The organism is Wolbachia endosymbiont of Oedothorax gibbosus, assembly GCF_936270145.1.
Taxonomy (GTDB): Bacteria; Pseudomonadota; Alphaproteobacteria; order Rickettsiales; family Anaplasmataceae; genus Wolbachia.
The window spans coordinates 318,085-336,485 of record NZ_OW370537.1 but is presented as its reverse complement, the minus strand read 5'-3'; the positions used below and the strand labels follow the sequence as shown (position 1 = coordinate 336,485).

General features: G+C 35.6%; 12 protein-coding genes and 5 pseudogenes. 6 read left to right on the top strand and 11 right to left on the bottom strand.

Annotation, left to right across the window (positions count from 1 at the left end; all coding sequences use genetic code 11):
* Nucleotides 1–162: 162 nt before the first annotated feature.
* A pseudogene (locus NBW37_RS01755) lies at nt 163–1,596 on the bottom strand (IS4 family transposase).
* Nucleotides 1,597–2,015: 419 nt separating this feature from the next.
* Here NBW37_RS01755 and NBW37_RS01750 point away from each other — a divergent pair.
* From NBW37_RS01750 to NBW37_RS01735, 4 genes and pseudogenes are all read left to right on the top strand, one after another.
* Complete coding sequence (locus tag NBW37_RS01750) at nt 2,016–2,924, top strand: Rpn family recombination-promoting nuclease/putative transposase (RefSeq protein ID WP_250296674.1); 909 nt, start codon at nt 2,016–2,018, stop codon at nt 2,922–2,924.
* A 213-nt stretch (nt 2,925–3,137) separates the two neighbouring features.
* A pseudogene (locus NBW37_RS01745) lies at nt 3,138–3,744 on the top strand (DUF6444 domain-containing protein); the annotation flags it as partial.
* 81 nt (nt 3,745–3,825) lie between these two features.
* On the top strand, nt 3,826–5,262 hold the full coding sequence (locus tag NBW37_RS01740) for an IS4 family transposase (protein WP_250295910.1): 1,437 nt from the start codon (nt 3,826–3,828) through the stop codon (nt 5,260–5,262).
* A pseudogene (locus tag NBW37_RS01735) lies at nt 5,249–6,012 on the top strand (IS66 family transposase); the annotation flags it as partial. The gene NBW37_RS01740 and the pseudogene NBW37_RS01735, both read left to right, overlap by 14 nt.
* 197 nt (nt 6,013–6,209) lie before the next feature.
* Here NBW37_RS01735 and tatA read toward each other — a convergent pair.
* From tatA to hemC, 8 genes and pseudogenes are all read right to left on the bottom strand, one after another.
* Complete coding sequence (gene tatA, locus NBW37_RS01730) at nt 6,210–6,377, bottom strand: twin-arginine translocase TatA (protein ID WP_250296673.1); 168 nt, start codon at nt 6,375–6,377, stop codon at nt 6,210–6,212.
* Between the two features lie 196 nt (nt 6,378–6,573).
* Nucleotides 6,574–6,842: pseudogene (locus tag NBW37_RS01725) on the bottom strand (integrase core domain-containing protein); the annotation flags it as partial.
* A pseudogene (locus NBW37_RS01720) lies at nt 6,835–6,943 on the bottom strand (helix-turn-helix domain-containing protein); the annotation flags it as partial. The pseudogenes NBW37_RS01720 and NBW37_RS01725, both read right to left, overlap by 8 nt.
* A 96-nt stretch (nt 6,944–7,039) precedes the next feature.
* Entirely contained in the window at nt 7,040–8,869 is a 1,830-nt protein-coding gene (gene typA, locus NBW37_RS01715; protein WP_250296672.1) for a translational GTPase TypA, read from the bottom strand.
* A 93-nt stretch (nt 8,870–8,962) separates the two neighbouring features.
* Complete coding sequence (pyrE, locus tag NBW37_RS01710; protein WP_250296671.1) at nt 8,963–9,559, bottom strand: orotate phosphoribosyltransferase; 597 nt, start codon at nt 9,557–9,559, stop codon at nt 8,963–8,965.
* Nucleotides 9,560–9,562: 3 nt separating this feature from the next.
* On the bottom strand, nt 9,563–10,747 hold the full coding sequence (locus tag NBW37_RS01705; protein ID WP_250296670.1) for a dicarboxylate/amino acid:cation symporter: 1,185 nt from the start codon (nt 10,745–10,747) through the stop codon (nt 9,563–9,565).
* 104 nt (nt 10,748–10,851) lie between these two features.
* The gene (murB, locus tag NBW37_RS01700; RefSeq protein ID WP_250296669.1) at nt 10,852–11,739 is read right to left on the bottom strand and encodes a UDP-N-acetylmuramate dehydrogenase; all 888 of its coding nucleotides are present in this window, start codon (nt 11,737–11,739) and stop codon (nt 10,852–10,854) included.
* The gene (gene hemC / locus NBW37_RS01695; RefSeq protein WP_250296668.1) at nt 11,730–12,608 is read right to left on the bottom strand and encodes a hydroxymethylbilane synthase; all 879 of its coding nucleotides are present in this window, start codon (nt 12,606–12,608) and stop codon (nt 11,730–11,732) included. The genes murB and hemC overlap by 10 nt, the downstream gene beginning before the upstream one ends.
* Nucleotides 12,609–13,910: 1,302 nt before the next feature.
* On the opposite strand from hemC, the gene secD reads away from it, so the two are divergent.
* Nucleotides 13,911–15,416, top strand: coding sequence for a protein translocase subunit SecD (gene secD / locus NBW37_RS01690; RefSeq protein WP_250296667.1), 1,506 nt, complete (start codon nt 13,911–13,913; stop codon nt 15,414–15,416).
* Between the two features lie 17 nt (nt 15,417–15,433).
* On the opposite strand, the gene NBW37_RS01685 is transcribed toward secD, so the two are convergent.
* On the bottom strand, nt 15,434–16,315 hold the full coding sequence (locus tag NBW37_RS01685) for an Rpn family recombination-promoting nuclease/putative transposase (RefSeq protein ID WP_250296666.1): 882 nt from the start codon (nt 16,313–16,315) through the stop codon (nt 15,434–15,436).
* A gap of 197 nt (nt 16,316–16,512) precedes the next feature.
* Nucleotides 16,513–17,298, bottom strand: a complete 786-nt coding sequence (locus tag NBW37_RS01680) for an enoyl-ACP reductase FabI (RefSeq protein ID WP_151808061.1) — start codon at nt 17,296–17,298, stop codon at nt 16,513–16,515.
* 225 nt (nt 17,299–17,523) lie between these two features.
* On the opposite strand from NBW37_RS01680, the gene NBW37_RS01675 reads away from it, so the two are divergent.
* Nucleotides 17,524–18,339 (top strand): hypothetical protein, encoded by an 816-nt coding sequence (locus NBW37_RS01675; RefSeq protein WP_250296665.1) that lies wholly within the window; start codon nt 17,524–17,526, stop codon nt 18,337–18,339.
* Nucleotides 18,340–18,401 lie beyond the last annotated feature (62 nt).

The following is an 18,401-nucleotide window of genomic DNA, read 5'->3' as shown; positions in this document are numbered from 1 at the left end:
TACACAATTGTGAAGAAATATTCAACTTTTTTATATGGATATCATGAATTTAGCAACTATCGAAGATACCCTTCAATAGCGTTTATTCTTCTCCCAGGATTAATTTATTGTTATCTAAGTGAGGAAAGTCACCTCTCCCCACTCGACTTCAGAACCTTACTATTACCCACAAGTATAGAATACATGAGCAAGTCTCCATCCTTCTGCTAAATCAAAGAGACGTTTCCATCCCTTCCACAAAGCTATAGCTAAGTCATTTTTGCGAGCCAAAAACCCTCCTAACTTGGCCACCCACCTCACAATTTCTCTTATGGGTGGTGGGGTCTCAGGATAGTTTTTTGTCTTAAGCATTTTGGTATATAAAACCTTCCATTCGTCATTAGTCAGTATGACAGTGCAAGAAAGATTCGCTAGCTACCAATGTGATAAAAAATATTCTCCATGCAATTATACTCATAATTGTAAGAAAGCGGATCAATCTATCTGCTGTTTGGAGCCTACATTCTTCCACTTTAAGACCGGATTTCAAAATTTTATGAAAAACTTCTATTCTCCATCTTAAGCAATACCATTGTATTTTTTCTACTGCTTCTTCAAAATTATTAATATTTATATTTGTTAACAAAATCCAGTTCATGGGCTCTTCGCCAAATGGGGGATATTTTTCTATAACATAGACAGCATTTAAACTTAAATTAGGAAGCTTTTGGGTTTTGCGTCTAGCGTTATTTTTTGATGCATTCATTACAAAGTTACTAAACTTTACTTCTAAAACTGTTGTTCTTTGAGGTTTATCATCGCGAGCTGGAATATTCACTTGTATTTCTCCTTGACAAGATATGCAAATCCCACAACCTTTCACCACCTTTTTCAGAATAAGTCGACTTCTTATTTACTGTTCTGTTTTGATTTCCTCTTACTACAAAAAGAGATTGATTAGTGGAAGCAACTTCAAATAAATCATACATATCTGCTTCTCTGTCACAGACGGTAACTACCTTGATATCCTTTAATCCAGGATGATTAGTAGAATCTTTAAGTGATTCTATCCACCTTATGCTTTCTTTCTCTTCTATGGGAACAGCAGTATTATGGCTTCTTCTTTTCAACTCTTTTAGGTCTTCAGCTAAGGAGGGTCTAGTACTAATTTTTTGATCCAATAATCCTATAGGTAGTCCTTCTGTTGTAACTGCAAACGTTGTATGCATCATGGGTTTTAAAATTAGTTGTTTTAGATGTTAACCTTGCTGCTATAATCCCTAATCCTTCAGTCTTTTTATGATTTTTATATGAAATATAACTCGTGTCTTGGATAGCTAAGATAGTTGAGTATTCTTTAGCTCTTTCAACAGTTCTAATTATATGACTGTCTAATATCTTTCTTTCAGAAATGGCATCGTTTTGGAAAAATCTATAAGCTGCTTTACTTTGGTGCCAATCTTCACAAGCTTGATTTATTGAACGTTCAGGTGATTCAGCAAAACTATTAACTATTTTTAAAAGCCTTTTACTTAATCTTTTATCACCAAAATTAACAATTCCAAATTCACTTTCTGCCCATTCACCAGTTGAGGTGCTTATATTTCCTTTCATCATATATCTCCATTTTTAGACCATAGATCTATTTATAGTAGAAAGTTGAATTAGTAAAAAGCAGCTTTTTCACCATTTATAGATTTATGGGTAATAGTAAGGTTCTGAAGTCGAGTGGGGAGAGGTGACTTTCCTCACTTAGATAACAATAAATTAATCCTGGGAGAAGAATAAACGCTATTGAAGGGTATCTTCGATAGTTGCTAAATTCATGATATCCATTTGCTAGCCTTTTAAGCTACTTTACAAAAGGGTTGATAGAAGATGTATAAAAGGACGTCTAAAGCAGAGAATGAGATTCTAAGCCCACCTCTGAAGGTCATTTTTTCTCGAAGCTTAAAAAAACAAGATTTCAATATAAAAAAGTTGAATATTTCTTCAGAATTGTGTATAATTGTTAATGCTTTTTAGGTTGGTTTCTCATGGCTCTTTCGAAATTTCTCAATGTGCGAAATGATTATGCATTTAAGAGAATATTTGGTACCGAAAAAAACAAAGATATTCTTATTCACTTTCTTAATGATATACTAGGTCTTACCGATGACAATAAGATTAAAGATGTCTCCTTTCTCAGTCCCATTCAAGACCCTGTCATTGCCTCTCAAAAGCAAAGCATTGTTGATGTTCTCTGTGTTGATTCTACAGGGGTCAAAACCATCATTGAGATGCAAGTCGCTAAAACAAGGGGATTTGAGAAACGTGCCCAATACTACGCTGCCAAAGCTTATTCAAGTCAAGCTGATGTAGGTGACCAGTATCATGATCTTAAAGGGGTTATCTTTATTGCTATTGCTGATTTTATCCTATTTCCTAATAAGCTGGCTTATAAGTCTGATCACGTTACTTTTGATAAGATGACCTTTGAACATGATCTCAAAGACTTTAGTTTCACTTTTATAGAGCTACCAAAATTTAACAAAACAAAAGAAGATCAATTAGAAAATATTGTTGAAAAGTGGATCTATTTTTTTAAGCACGCAGATGAAACGAGCGAAGAGGATCTAAAAAAAATAATAGGTAGTGATGTCATTATTGGTAAGGCTTATGATGAGTTAAACCAATATAATTGGAGTAAAGAAGAACGTCTTGCTTATGATCAAGCTAAGAAACGTACCGATGATTATTTATCTACCCTTGAAGAAAAACTTCATGAAGGCATCCTCATAGGCAAAGAAGAAGGCATCCTTATCGGTCATGAAAAAGGCAGAGAAGAGAGGAATATTGAAGTCGCAAGAAACCTACTTAAGGCTGGTGTTTCCATTGATATCATCTCACAAACGACCGGCCTCCCTCAAGCTAGAATTGCACAACTCAAGGAAGAAATATCTTGACATTACAGCGATTTTTGTAATTGGTTGTCCGCTGTTGGATCATTTAAACAGGTTCTAGGTTTGTCGTCTGCTTTTCCTGGCAACTGACTTTTTAATCGACTAAGAAAAACAGCGGCAAGTATAGAATTAATTGTGTGTCCGTTCAGCAGAGCGGCAAAATAAGGTAGACAAAGCAAGATAATAAAGATAATCATAGGGTAAATATGAGGTAGTATGGTAAACCTTTTAGAACTTTGCAAAAATTTACAGCAAAAAATAGAAAAGTTAGAAGCAAAAATAGAAAGATTGGAAAGAGAGAATGAAAGTTTAAAAGCAGAGAATGAGGCTTTAAAGATAGAGAACGCTGAATTAAAGGAAAGGCTAGGTTTAAATTCAAAAAACTCATCAATTCCCAGTTCAAAAGAATTATACAAAATGAAAAAGGAAAAGCCAAAAAGCGAAAGAAAGATTGGTGGTCAAGTTGGGCATAAGGGTAATTATCGTGCTAAAATGGAAGCAGATGAGGTGATAAAGATAGAGTTGTCACCTACTTGCGAATGCGGAGGGAAGATTGCAATATGCGAAAAACCTTATATTCATCAGAAAGTAGATCTTCCGGAGATTAAGGCTTATGTAATAGTTGGAACATGGCCGTTGTCAGAGATGCGGAAAAAGAAGGAGTAGCAAGTTACCAGAGGGTGTTACGCCAGATACATTTGGCCCAAGGGTTAAGTCAGTAGTTGCAGCACTCAGTGGGTTTTATAAAAATTCAAAGCGCGAAGTAGCTAGCATCATAAATGATATCTTCAATTTGAACATAAGCGTCGGTAGCATATCAAATCTTACTATTACCCACAAATATAGATGTACTTATGAATAAAGTATTACAATATTAGAGTTTGCAAATATTGATGGTATAAAAATGGCAAACGAGAGTAATGAGTGGGCTAAAAATGAATTTGGAGATGCTTCACTTGGAGATAAAAGATTGACCGAAAGATTAGTGAATATTGCTAATAGTGTGATAGGTTCACCTGAAAGCTCAATTAATGAGGCATGCGGAAGTTGGTCAGAAGCAAAAGCTGCATATCGTTTTTTTCAAAATGAGAACGTAAAAGAAGTTGATATTCTAGCTTCACACATTGATAAAACAGTTGAAAGAACAAAAGCTCATAAAAGAGTCCTTGTAATTCAAGATACAACTTATATTTCATACTCAAGTCATAAAAAAACAAGCGGATTGGGAAGTATTGCTGGGAAAGGAGGTAAAGGTACAGTAATGCATACAGCCCTTGCTGTTAGTACGGAAGGTTTGGTACTAGGAATATTGGATCAAAAGATTTACTCGAGGCCACCAATTTCTGAAGAAGAAAAAAGACTAAAGAGTCATCGTAGTAACGTTCATATTGAGGATAAAGAAAGTATGAAATGGCTAGAAAGCTTAAAGAAAACAAATAATATTATAGATCAGACCCAAACAGAGGTTATAACTGTATGTGACAGAGAAGCAGATATACATGATTTTTTTGAACTTGCACATAATCTTAACTCAGCAATTTTAGTAAGAGCTCGTCACAACAGAAATGTAAATAAAAAATTTATGTATACCAGGAATAAGCAAAAATTATGGTCATTTATCCAAGGTCTTCCTTGCACTGGAAAAGTAGAAGTTGAAATCCCTGCTAGAGATGATAAGCAAAAAAGGACAGCATTTCTAGAAATTAGATTCGGAAAATTTATGATGAGTCCACATGAAAGCCACATAAAATGTAAAGAAGGTCACATAAAATATAAACCAGCAGCATTATTCAGTCTACAACTTTACGCAATTCATGTTGTTGAAAGAAATTCTCCTCCAGGAGCAAGTCCGCTAGAGTGGATGCTTTTAACAAATCTTTCGGTCAGTACTTTTGAAGAAGCTGTTGAAAAAATTAGTTGGTATTGTTTGAGATGGAAAATAGAGATATTGCATAAGATTTTAAAATCTGGTCTCAAAGTTGAGGAATGTAGACTTGGAACAGCAGAAAGATTAATGAGGTATTTAACAGTCATGAGCATTATTGCTTGGAGAATTTTCTTTATTACATCAATTGCAAGAACTAACCCAACATTACCATGTACTGGCTTATTAGCTGAGGAAGAATGGAAAGTTTTATATGTTAAAATACACAGAAAACCATGTCCAAGTATAGCCCCTACTATAAAAGAAGCCGTTTCGTGGATTGCTCAACTTGGAGGTCATTTAGCAAGAAAAAGCGACCCAAAACCAGGACCAATTACTCTTTGGAAAGGGTGGAGACGTCTCTTTGATCTAGCAGAAGGATGGAGACTTGCTCATGAACCACATATTTGTGGGTAATAGTAAGATATCAAATAGTGAACATAGAGTTGCTTCAAAATGCAAAAAAATGTATGAACAGATCGAACAAGAGATAAAAGTTCTACATATTGATGAAACGAGCCATTATAACAAAGGTAAACTCGCTTGGTGTTGAAGCAATACGGCAAGTTTTGTGAAGTTGACAGAGTCAAGGGGAATGAAAGTTTTAAAAAATAGTGTATGCTGCAATCGTAATAGCTTGGTAGTAACCGACAGATATGCAGCATACAACTACTTTGCTGATGAAAGAAGGCAAATCTGTTGGATCAAGGGATTTTGAAAGATTAGCGCATAGTTGGAAATTTGAAGTTAAAGTTCTGGGCTGTTACTTGAGAAATGTAGCCAATGAGTTATTTGCACTGAAAAAAGCTTTACTAAAAAATGAGATAGATATTTCAAGATTTATTAGACGTGCCAAGAAATTGCGAAAACGTACAAGGTATTATTTGAAGGAAATATCTCGCTTACCTGAAGCAATTGGAGCGTCTCGAGTTGCAAAGAATATTTTGAAATCTGAAAGAATGATGTGGAAATTTTTAGATGACCCAGCCGCTGACAAATAATCACGCTGAACGGCAAATACGGCATTATGTCGTTTATCGCAAAAATTCATATTTTACACAATCAGAACGAGGAAACTCATTCCTTGAGCAAATAATTTCGTTATACTTAACATGGAAACAGAGGAGGCTAAACCCTTTTCACAATCTTCTATCTATCGTTTCTTAAACCACTCTGCTGAACGGATACATTGCTGTACATCTAAATATGTGATTAAAATAACTCTGGAATGGTGTGAAGAATTATATTGTCGTTTTCTGTAAGGTAAAACTCGCTGTTTGCATCCGTTCAGCTTAAGCGGAAAAATAATTGATGCTTTAAGTGAGTGACACGCACCTTAGTGCGTGTCACGAAGTATGAAGACGCTAACGATCTGGTTCGTTAGACGATAATTTTTCTGAGTCCTTAAGCTCCTGTTTAAGATTCTTGATGCCTTTTCCTAAATCACCCATAACTTGCGGTAATTTGCCTGCACCAAACAGAACTAAAATTATTATTAAGACTAGAAACAATTGCCATGGTCCTAAACTCATTTTCACCTCCATTTAAAATATTGACCTTTAAATATTAAAACTTGACTGAAGTCAAGTAACACATAGATTATATCACCTTTATTTAATTATAAATCAAGGTTTTTTAATATTTAATTCTATAGCTAACCCAAATTAGGTTTACCGAAAACTGTAATAGTTTAGACTTGATCTGACAGGCGTGAATTAACTGACAGAAGAATTGAAAACCAAAATCAGCATCCTGTTTAATGCTATCAATATTTTTCTGATAAGCAATATGCATACTATCAAAAAAGGTTTGCATAGCAATATTTACCTGAATGCGGTCGAGATCTATTGTAAGAATGCACCCAATATCTAACTGAAGTTCTGCCAAAGAGGTGTAAATTTTCTTTCTGAAGATAATATTGATCTTGCATAGTTCTATGGAACCTTTTACATAGTCTGTGGAGAACGAGCTTTGGTTCGAGAATGGTCACTCTTCTCCTCCTGTTTCATACAGTTCTTTGAAGCGGTAAAATGTATCCCTTCATTACCTTACACGCCTGTCCTAATTGCTTTAGCAATCCCAACTTTGGTTTTAGTATTTTTTCTTGTGTTGCCTGACATTACTTTAAAATTTGTTCATATTTTTATCTTACTTTATTTGCCTGTCAGATCAAATCTAAACTATTACATTCTGATTACTCCTTATTTTTTGCCCTTCCTGCACGTTTGCGTTCATTTGGATCGAGGAATTTCTTGCGTAAACGTATAGATTTTGGAGTTACTTCTACCAATTCATCATCATCTATATACGCTATCATATCCTCCAGTGTCATTATCTTTGGAGGAGTGAGTTTTATGGCTTCATCACTACCTGAAGCTCTTACATTGGTTAATTGTTTACCTTTTAGCACATTTATCTCCAAATCATTGTCACGGCTATGCTGGCCAACAACCATGCCACAATATACCTTATCCTGTGGTTTGATAAACATAATTCCCCTATCTTGCAAATTAAAAATTGCATATGCTACTGCTTCACCCTTATCTGTAGAAATTAATACACCATTACGCCTTCCAGAAATTGGACCTCTATGTGGAGCATAACTATGAAATAAACGGTTGATTATGCCTGTGCCCCGAGAATCAGTTAAAAACTCTCCTTGATAACCAATTAATCCTCTTGATGGCACTAAAAACGTTAATCTTGTCCTGCCATTACCAGAAGGTCTCATGTCAGTCACTTCACCTTTTCGGAAGCTGAGTTTTTCCATGATAATTCCACTATATTCATCATCTACATCAATGACTACTTCCTCTATAGGCTCAAGTTTTTTACCGCCTTCTTCTTTAAACAACACTCGAGGGCGTGATACCGAAAGCTCAAATCCCTCCCTTCTCATATTTTCAATTAACACTCCAAGCTGCAGCTCACCACGTCCACCTACTTCAAATGCGTCACCACTTGTGGCAGGAGTCACAGTAATTGCAACATTCGTTTCTGCCTCTGCATATAAACGGTCCTTTATAACAGTTGAGGTAAGTTTTGTACCTTCTTGTCCAGCAAAAGGTGAATCATTCACACTCAGAGTAATTGCCATTGTTGGCGGATCAACTGGAGTTGAGCTCACTGCAGTTGTAACCTCTGGTGCTGCTATAGTGTCAGAAACTGAAGCTTTTTCAAGCCCTGCAATTGCAATTATGTCTCCTGCCACAGCTTGTTCTACTGGAATGCGTTTTAAGCCAGAAAATGAGAGCAACTTAGTTAATCTTCCTCGTTCAATTACTTTGCCATCGAGGTCAAGCACCTTAAGATCCGAATTGACTTTTGCAACGCCCTGATAAACCTTTCCTGTCAATATTCTGCCAAGAAACTTATCAGACTCAAGTAGAGTGACCAACATAGCAAAAGGGGCATTTTGATCATAAACAGAAGGTTTTATATAATCTATAACCGTTGAAAATAATGGGCTTAAATCTTTTCTTTCATCAGAAAGCTCCTTAGCACACCAACCATTTCTACCAGAAGCATAGAGTACTGGAAAATCTAGCTGCTCGTTGGTTGCATCAAGGTTAAAAAATAACTCATATATTTCATTTAATACTTCATCAATTCTGCTGTCTGGTCGGTCGACCTTATTGATTATCACAATTGGCTTCAAATTTGCTTTTAGTGCTTTTGAGAGCACAAATTTTGTTTGTGGCATGGGACCTTCTGCAGCATCAACCAGCAGCAACACGCCATCTGCCATGCACAATACCCTTTCTACTTCTCCACCAAAGTCTGCATGTCCTGGTGTGTCAATAATATTGATTTTTTCATCGCCCCACATTATTGATGTACATTTTGCAAGTATTGTAATTCCGCGTTCACGCTCTTGGTCACCACTATCCATCACTCGCTCTTGAACTTCTTGATTCTCGCGGAACGTACCACTTTGTTTTAACATATTATCAAGCAAAGTAGTTTTACCGTGGTCAACGTGTGCGATTATTGCTATATTTCGGATCGATTTAAATTCGTTCATTTTCTATCATTTCAAAATTAATTTAGTAATAAGTATACATAAAATACACTTGGGAGTAAATAACTAAAGCTGTGCTTCCAAGATATTATAGGATTACTTTGTTAAATATTCCCTACTCCCAGGTTTGGTTATGGGTAGTTGTTTTAATTCACTTGGAAGTTCTTTCTCGCTGTAATTTTTGATGTTCAGTTCAATCAAAGATATGACAGGAAAAGGCAGTTTCGTTTCACTATTCCTCTTTATTAGAGAAGCTTCAGCAACAACTTTACCTCCCTCCCCTTCTGCACATTTCACTGCTTCAAGCGAAGATTTACCTGTGGTTATTACATCCTCGATAAGTAATATTTTCTCACCCTTTTTGATCTTAAACCCACGGCGTAATTCGAACTTACCATTAACGCGCTCGCAAAACATTGTCTTCATTCCAAGCTGCCTACCAATCTCATAACCCACAATTATTCCACCAATTGCAGGAGATAATATTAAATCTATGGAGCTATTTAATTCTTTTTTTATTTTATCTGCCAGTAATGCGCAAACTTTTATGGCTCTGCTTGGATTTTCAAAAATTTTAGCGCATTGTATATATGTATTGCTATGCAATCCAGAAGATAAAACAAAATGCCCATGCAAAATTGCTTCTGCTTCTTTAAATTCTTTTATTATTAGGTTATTTTCGTCTAATATCATTTTTTAAGTTTCACTATTACATTCTTTATTAATTATCTGAGTGATACAAATATCAGACCACACATTTATTGCAGTTTCAAACATATCGATGATCGTGTAAATAGGCAAAATCAGTCCCATAATATGCAGAGGAACATTCATCGATACGAGATAACTAGTTGCCATAAAATAGCACCCCATCGGCACTCCAGCATTGCCAATTGCAGCCCCTGTAGCTAAAAAAATCCATATCAACATTTCGCTCAAGGAAAATGCGTATCCGTTCATTTCTGCAACAAACATCACAGTGATTAGTATAAATGCAGCACATGCATTCATGTTAATTGTTGTGCATATTGGTAAAATAAAAGATGATAATTTCTTTGGCACCTTTAGCTTGTTTTGCACACAGTCTATGGTTGTAGGCAGCGTTGCACTGGATGACTTAGAGAAAAATGCGAGCGTCAACGCTGGCATAACCCCCCTTAGCGTTTGAATTGGTGATATGCCTTTATACCACATAAGCAGCGGTAAAATCAGAAATGCCTGTACAAAATTTGCAGACATTATGCAAACAAAATACCATAAAAGATTGTAGAACTCGTTACCACCTTTTAATTCATGCAAAAAACATGTAATAAAAGACCAAACAGCAAGCGGAATAAATTTTAATAACCCTTGAGCAATTTTAAGTAACGTATCGAAAAGTGCAGAGAATATTTGATGTAATATATCCTGCTTTTCTTTTGAAAGTGAAATAATAGCTCCACCCATCAAAAAAGCGATCAATATGCTACCAATAACGTTATTTTCAAGAAAAACTTGCACAAAATTCGAAGGAATGAGTGATTTCAAATATGAAAAATAACTGTGGTTATTGCTATTAACACTCTCTATTGTATTACTTATGAAATTTTTTCTTGCTGGGTCTATTAACAGGTAAAACGATAATGCAACAAACGCAGCTATAATAGTTGTAAGCAGCGTATAAAATAGTGTTTTCTTAAGTAAGATTTTAATTTCAATTGAGTCCTTGAGCCCTGAAATTGTGGAAACTATTGATAGAAAAACCAGAGGTAAACTTATTAATTTGAGCAAGCTGATAAATATGTCACTAAATAGCTTTGCTACTTCAAATATCACTTCATTATTTAAATAGTAAGCAACTACCGCAAGCAGTACAGAAAAGAGTATTGCAAACTTATGCATTAAAAATAAAACTTCAAAGTAACATTGTACAACAATTTTATTGTTTTGGAATCAGATTGATAGACAAAATAACTGGAGTAAACACAGCAGCTACAAAAACTGCCCTAATAGCAACCCAAAACCCTTATCTCCCACTCAAGTTCAATATTAAATTTATCCTTCACTGCATCTTTTACTCTATTGCCAAGGTTTTCCAAGTCAGATGCAGTTGCATTATCGTAATTGAGCAAGAAGTTACAATGTTTCTGAGAGATTCTAGCTCCACCAATATTCAGCCCTAGGCAGCCAGATTTATCAATTAACTCCCATGCTCGGTAGTTTTTTGGATTTTTGAATATGCACCCAGCAGTTTTTCCTCTCGTTGGCTGGCTTTTATTTTTTCTCTCAACAATTTCCTTTAACCTGCTGAGTATAATCTCATACTCTGAGTTTACTCCTTTAAACTCAGCTTCAACAAAAATCCAATTTCCTTTTAGGCTATGTCCACGATAAAAATATCCCATTTCTTTGCTGGAGAATTCATATAGGTTTCCATCCTCTAGGTTCACTGCTTTTATGGATTGTACAACGCTTGCGATATCACTACCATATGCACCTGCATTCATTTCTATTCCGCCACCAACTGTTCCTGGAATTCCAACTAGAAACTCAAGTCCACTAATTTGTTGCTCTCCTGCAAAGTAAGCAAGGTTACTAAGCAGCGCAGCACCACCTGCAACAATAGAGTTGTTACCCTTACTTTTAATATATGCAAACTCCTTACCCAATTTTACTGTTATTCCTCGAATGCCACTATCTCGCACTATTATGTTGGATGTTGCGCCAATAACGCTAACTGGCAGTTCAGTATTTTTAATCAAGCATGTTAAATCTTCAATATCACATGGTTTAAATAACACATCAGCTCGTCCACCGACATTTAACCACGTCGCTTTAGACATTAAGACGTCATAACGATAGATTCCACGTACTTTAGGTAAGCTTATAAGCATTTTGATTTCAACTCTAACCCTGCATCCATACCCATTTTCTCCGCATCTTCTATAAATGAAGTGCGCTCAGTGAAGTATATATTTTTTCCATCTGCCAACATACAACGAAGGTGTAGCATATTTTCGCTCACATATTCAGCCAAAGCTGCAAGCGGTGTAAAGCATGAACCATTCACTGTTTTCATAAAACTGCGCTCTGATTTCACTCTTATAAAAGACATATTATTATTAATTTTCTCTAAAAGATCGATAATTTTTACATCATTCCTTCTACATTGAATACAAATCGCCCCCTGCCCCACTGCACTTAACATAACTTTTGGTGGCAATACCTCTGTAATTAAGTGATGTTTTTCTAATCTTATGAGTCCTGCTTCAGCTAGAATTATTCCATCAAAACTTTGATTTTGCAATCTAGTTGTTACATTTCCACGTAGTGGTACTATATTTAAATCTGGTCTAAAATTTAACAACTGAACTTTTCTTCTTATTGAAGAAGTGGCAATAGTAGCCTGCTGTGGCAAAGACTCAAGGCTATTGTGTTTATGAGAAATAAACGCATCGCATGGACTTAGCCTTTCTAAAACACAAGAAATTGTTAAACCCCCTGAGAAAAATGCAGGCACATCCTTTAGCGAGTGAACTGCCATGTCTATATTATTTTCGAGCAATTCAGCCTCAATTTCTTTAATGAATAATCCTTTGCCTCCTATTTCAGCAAGATTTGCGTTTGCATACTTATCTCCAGAAGTTTTTATCTTAACAATTTCAATAGATAAGTTAGGAAAAGAATCCAGCAACTTTTGTTTTGCTTCCAAAGCCTGGGCAACTGCAAGCTTACTTCCTCTGGTGCCTATTCTAATTAACATGTGTACGACTGTTTGTCTGATGTCATCCGAGTAGCTGACTACTTGGATCCAGTTTATATGAACCTTTGCATTTATTGTACTTTAACTTAAAACCAAAAGCAACTTTGACTTTACAAAATAATAACCTTTTATATGCATAAATAAGCTTACTGTATTCTAGTGCTCCCTATCCAAACTGGTTCCTTTATGACGGCAGCGCCCTCTTCTTGTCATCCCAGTAGCCCCTTTTTTTGTCATCCGAGTAGCTGACACTGGGATCTAGCAAGCTTTGCTTGCAAATAAGTCTAATACGCGTCGCGTTTTATGCCAAAACACAATTGGAGTTACATGCAAAATAGATCCCAGTGTCAGCTACTTGGATGACACCCTACTTAACAGTCATACCGCGATTCATTCGCGGTATCTCATCCGCTAACAAGAGATCCCGCTAACAAGCAGCGGGATGACGAATTGCTATGCCGCCACGAACCGTCGTTCCGCCGCAGACCGTCATACCGCGATTCATTCGCGGTATCTCATCCGCTAACAAGAGATCCCGCTAACAAGCAGCGGGATGACGAATTGCTATGCCGCCACGAACCGTCGTTCCGCCGCAGACCGTCATACCGCGATTCATTCGCGGTATCTCATCCGCTAACAAGAGATCCCGCTAACAAGCAGCGGGATGACGAGATGCCACCGCAAACCGTCATACCACGATTCATTCGCGGTATCTCATCCGCTAACAAGAGATCCAGCTAGCGGGATGACGATTGTCGTTTAGTCATAAATATTAAGAAATTTACCAAGCGAAAAAAAAGGCAAAAGAAGCCCTGGTCATTGTCTATTTTCAGTATTGGCGTTTTTTAAGTCTTAAACGCTGCAATTTAGCTGCTTTTAAATGCAACTAACCTTAGCTTTAATATTTAAGAAATTTACCAGGCAGAAAAAAAAGGCATAGAAAACCCGCAGTAGCTAGTTATTCACTCTCTATTTTAAAATTTGACGTTGGGTGATGTCTTGAACGCTTTGTAAGCGCGTTTCAGCTTATATAGGTAAAAACCTAGAAATTTGATAAAGACATAAGGTACACATAGTGCAAAAAATTAAGCATAGTACGCCAAATACAAGTTTTCTTGTCGTTTTAATCTGCACAGATTGCGAAGTTAAATGAAATAGCTTCACTGTCATGATAAGGGGGCTGGCGAAGGATGTCAAGTAAGTTTTTTCGTTTCTATAGCTACTTGGATAGGTTATTTAGGCAACAGAGAATTTTACAAAAATCTATTTTTAACTTACACTGCAATTTTAAACCTACAACTTATGTACAACAGGCTTATAGTCAAATCTTTTTCAGTATTATGCATCTGTTTACTTGCTTTATACATAACACTGCCAAATTTCTTTGATAATAAGCTTTTTATTTCGAAAAAAAGAATAAACTTAGGTCTTGACCTGAAAGGAGGGGCATCTTTGCTTCTAAACATAGACTTAGACTTCTATTTTAAGGAAAAGCTAGGCATGTTAGCAGGTGAGATAAAAGAGACATTGCTAACAAAAAATATTGAATCTACCGTACAAGATAGCGTTGTAACTTTAAATAATATTGATGATTATAAAAAAGCATCTGTGTTGATCAATGCAATAAATCCAAATTTAGAGCTAAATAGAAGAGATTCTTCAATTCTCATTTCGTATAAATCCCATTATAAAAATTCTTTGATCAGTGAAGTAGTTGCAGAATCAATAAACAATGTCCAGCGCCGTTTGGACAAACTTGGCACAAAGGAAGTCAGCGTTCAAAAACAAGGGCAGAATAAAATATTAGTGCAGGTACCTGGAGTAGAAGACACCAAGCAGATAAAATCTTTGCTTGGCAAAACTGCTAAGCTAGCTTTTCATTTGGCAAACACTAACATAGCCAAGGTGCAGGATATAGATCACGAAACTACTGTCATGCTCAAGGATTCTTTAGGCAATTCTTATCCGATATTCCGCAAAACTGAAATAGGTGGCGATTCGTTGGTTAACGCATCAGTTAGATTCAGCAATTTAGGTAAACCGACAGTGCATTTTAAATTTGACAGTATAGCGAGTAAAAGATTCGCGAAAATCACTAAAGAAAATGTAGGAAAGCCTTTTGCAATTGTTCTGGATAACACAGTTTTAACAGTACCTACAATACGTGAGCCAATTTTAAATGGAGAGGGAGAAATTAGCGGTAATTTCACTGAAAAACAAGCAAGCGAACTTGCAATACTTTTAAAATCTGGAGCACTGCCAGCACCACTTAAAATAATTGAAGAAAAAAACATTGGCCCAAGTCTTGGAGAAGAATCAATAAAGGCAGGGGAAATGGCAGCAACAATCTCTATTATAGCCGTGGCTTTATTTATAATCATCACTTACGGCAAATTAGGTGTATTGGCCTCTGTTGCGCTTTTTTCTAATGTAATTCTTATATTATCAATTCTCACTCTGCTTGAAGCAACTCTAACTTTACCTGGAATTGCCGGTATTGCACTCACTGTCGGTATGGCAGTGGATGCAAATGTTCTCATATTTGAACGCATTCGCGAGGAAATCAAATCTGGCAAGAGAGTGGAACGTGCTATTGAAGAAGGGTTTAAAAACGCTATAAAGACAATACTGGATTCAAATATCACAACACTCATTGCTGCAGGAATAATGTTCATTATTGGCAGTGGAGCAATAAGAGGCTTTTCTGTCACTCTATCAATAGGAATTTTATGTTCGATGTTTTCTGCAATCACAGTCACAAAACTCCTGATAGAGTTGTGTATGAACCCGAAGGAACTAGCGCTTTGAATTAAGGATTATACAGTTCACAAGTTTCCACTTAATTCTTCAATCTCACTAATAGAAAGACCAGTAAACTTGACAATAGTGTTGACATCAATATTATTAGCCAGCATTGCCTTTGCCATTTCAATCTCTCTTGCCTTTCTACCTTCCTCTCTACCTTCCTCTCTAGCATCATCAAGTTTTTGAGCGAGGACAGCCTTTTCATCACGAATACGCTTTATTTCTTGTTCATAGGCTATAAATTCTTTTTCTGACCAATTAAATCTGTTTAGCTCTTCATATGCTTTTTTGATTATTAAATCACTTCCTATTATTTTTTCCAATTCCTTTTCGCTAGTTTCATCGGCATACTTGAAAAAGTAGATCCATTTTTCAACTATACTCTCTAATTGGTCTTCCTTAGTTTTGGGAAATTTCGGCAATTCAATAAATGTAAAGTAGAAATCTTTTAGATCGTGTTCATTAGTATCTTCATCACGAATAGTGTGCTTTGACTTGTACTCAGACTTATCCGGAAACAGGATACAATCTGCTATAGCAATAAAGATAATTTCTTTAAGGTCCTCATATTGATCACCTTTATCAGCTTGCCTTGAGTAAGCTTTAGCAGCGTAATATTGAGCGCGTTTTTCAAAGCCTTTGGTTTTTGCGACTTGCATTTCGACTATTACTTGCACCCCATTTTCATCCCTGCAGAGTACATCAACGATGCTTTGTTTTTTGGAGGCAATTTCAGCATCTTGAATAGTGCTGAGGAATTCTATCTCTTTTATTTCATCTTTACCAGTGAAGCCAAGGATATCATTGAGAAAGTGGATGAGAATGTCTTTATTCTTTTCAGTACTAAAGATACGACGAAAGGCTACATCATTCTTGGGGTCGAGAAATTTTGAAATAGCCATGGCCAAGGTGCTTAGAAAACATTAATAATTATACACTATTATTAACAATTATTCAACCACATTTTTAAAAATAGCTAGTTTCTGTATTTATTTTAAATTGAAGAAAGCTCAAGAAAAATAAAGTCAATTTTTGACGTCCCAAATATTACAGAATGTAGTTGAGTAAAAACCAATGAACGGCTACTGTAATTTAGATCTCAGTCAACTACCTTCATTCCTACAACGTTATATCCTGAATCAACGTGCAAAATTTCTCCAGTAGTGCCACTACTTAAGTCGCTTAATAAGTATAACGCTGCCTTGCCAACATCCTCTATTGTAACATTGCGTCTAAGCGGAGAATTATTTCTATTCCATTCTGATATGGAGTGAAAATCGCTTATTCCAGAAGATGCTAAAGTTCTGATTGGACCAGCGGAAATTGCATTTACTCTGATATTTTGTGGCCCGAGATCACATGCTATATATTTTACACTTGCTTCAAGTGCTGCTTTACATAAACCCATAACGTTATAATTTGGCATAACTTTTTCAGCGCCATAATAAGATAAAGTAAGTAAACTACCACCACCTGACATCATTTTTTCAGCCCTTTGCGCTAAAGCAGTAAAAGAATAGCACGATATATGCATTGCATTGAGGAAGTTATCCAGTGAAGTATTGACATATTTACCATCTAACTCATTTTTATCGGAGAATGCTATTGCATGCACCAAAAAGTCAAGAGTACCCCATTTTTTCTCTATTATTTCGAAAGCGTTATCTATGATTTTTTCATTTGAAACGTCGCAGTGTAATATTAGCTCCACATTTAGTTCATCTGCTATTGGTGATAGTTTTTCTTTTATTATTTCATTCTGGTAGGTGATTGCAAGTTCTGCTCCGTGCTCTGAGAGAGTTTTTGCTATACCGTATGCTATTGATCTCTTATTTATTATTCCGGTTATTAATCCCTTTTTGCCTTGTAATAGACTTGTCGTCATAGAACTATCTGTTTTTTATAATTTGGAATATTAACTAGATAAAGTCAATTATGTTTTAAAACATTTTTTGCAGTAACTTGAAGTCTATAAACAGTAATCTTGATTCTTCTACAACAAAGCCATCCCATATGACATTTTATCTATACCTAATTAAGCATATCAATAAGTAAGTAAATTTTAATATAATCTTATTATACTTATAAATACGCTGTATAGAATGAAAGTATGGAAGATTTTATAACTGCAAGAAGAAAAGATGATGCTGTGGTATCTGTTTGTCAGGATAATAAGAAAAAAAACGTGTTAATTTTAGGGCTCAATCAAGCCGCAAGGAATTTGTTAAAATACGAGAAAGGGAATTTACTTAATAAGCCGTTAATTAATATTTTAAGTGCAAGAGCAGCTGACGACATGAAGAATTATTTAGAGTATACCGAAAATGGGCACGATTTACTTGATATATTACCTAAAGTGATAGATTTTTCCTTAACTGATGCTAAAGGAGAAGATATCAGGACAAAAGTAAAAGTTTTCCGCACTGCACAATTTGCCAGTAATAAAATAAATTATGAGCTATTAATACGTGATATCAGTTTGTCCCATAAATTAGGAATCTTTAGAGATGAATATCTAATGGGTAAAAAATATAAAAACCATGACTTATTCGATATACCAGGCAATGAGTCCACTATTCTAGAGTTATACGTTATATTGAACTTCGCCTTTCAACATCAAATTAATGCAGCTATAGGAGTGATTGGCTTAAATAGTAGCTGTAGTGAGACAAATGATGCACTGAAAGTTATCATAGAACATTTTTATAAAAATTGCCGTAGTGATGATTTTCTAGGGTATATTGATGAGAATAAAGTGCTTTTTGTTTTGATTAACTGCGATGTAAAAAGTACATCTAAAATAATTAATCGTATACATTCTGCCATTAATAAGCAGTTATTAAAGCGAAAATTACCAAGTGTATCAATAATTTATGGGAATATAGCTCAAAAACAGGCAGCAAAATCTACCAGCGGCACCATCTGAAAAGTTGTTTTTTATCTATATTGAGTTTAAACTTAAATTTTTACAAAAATTAAAGTTTATTT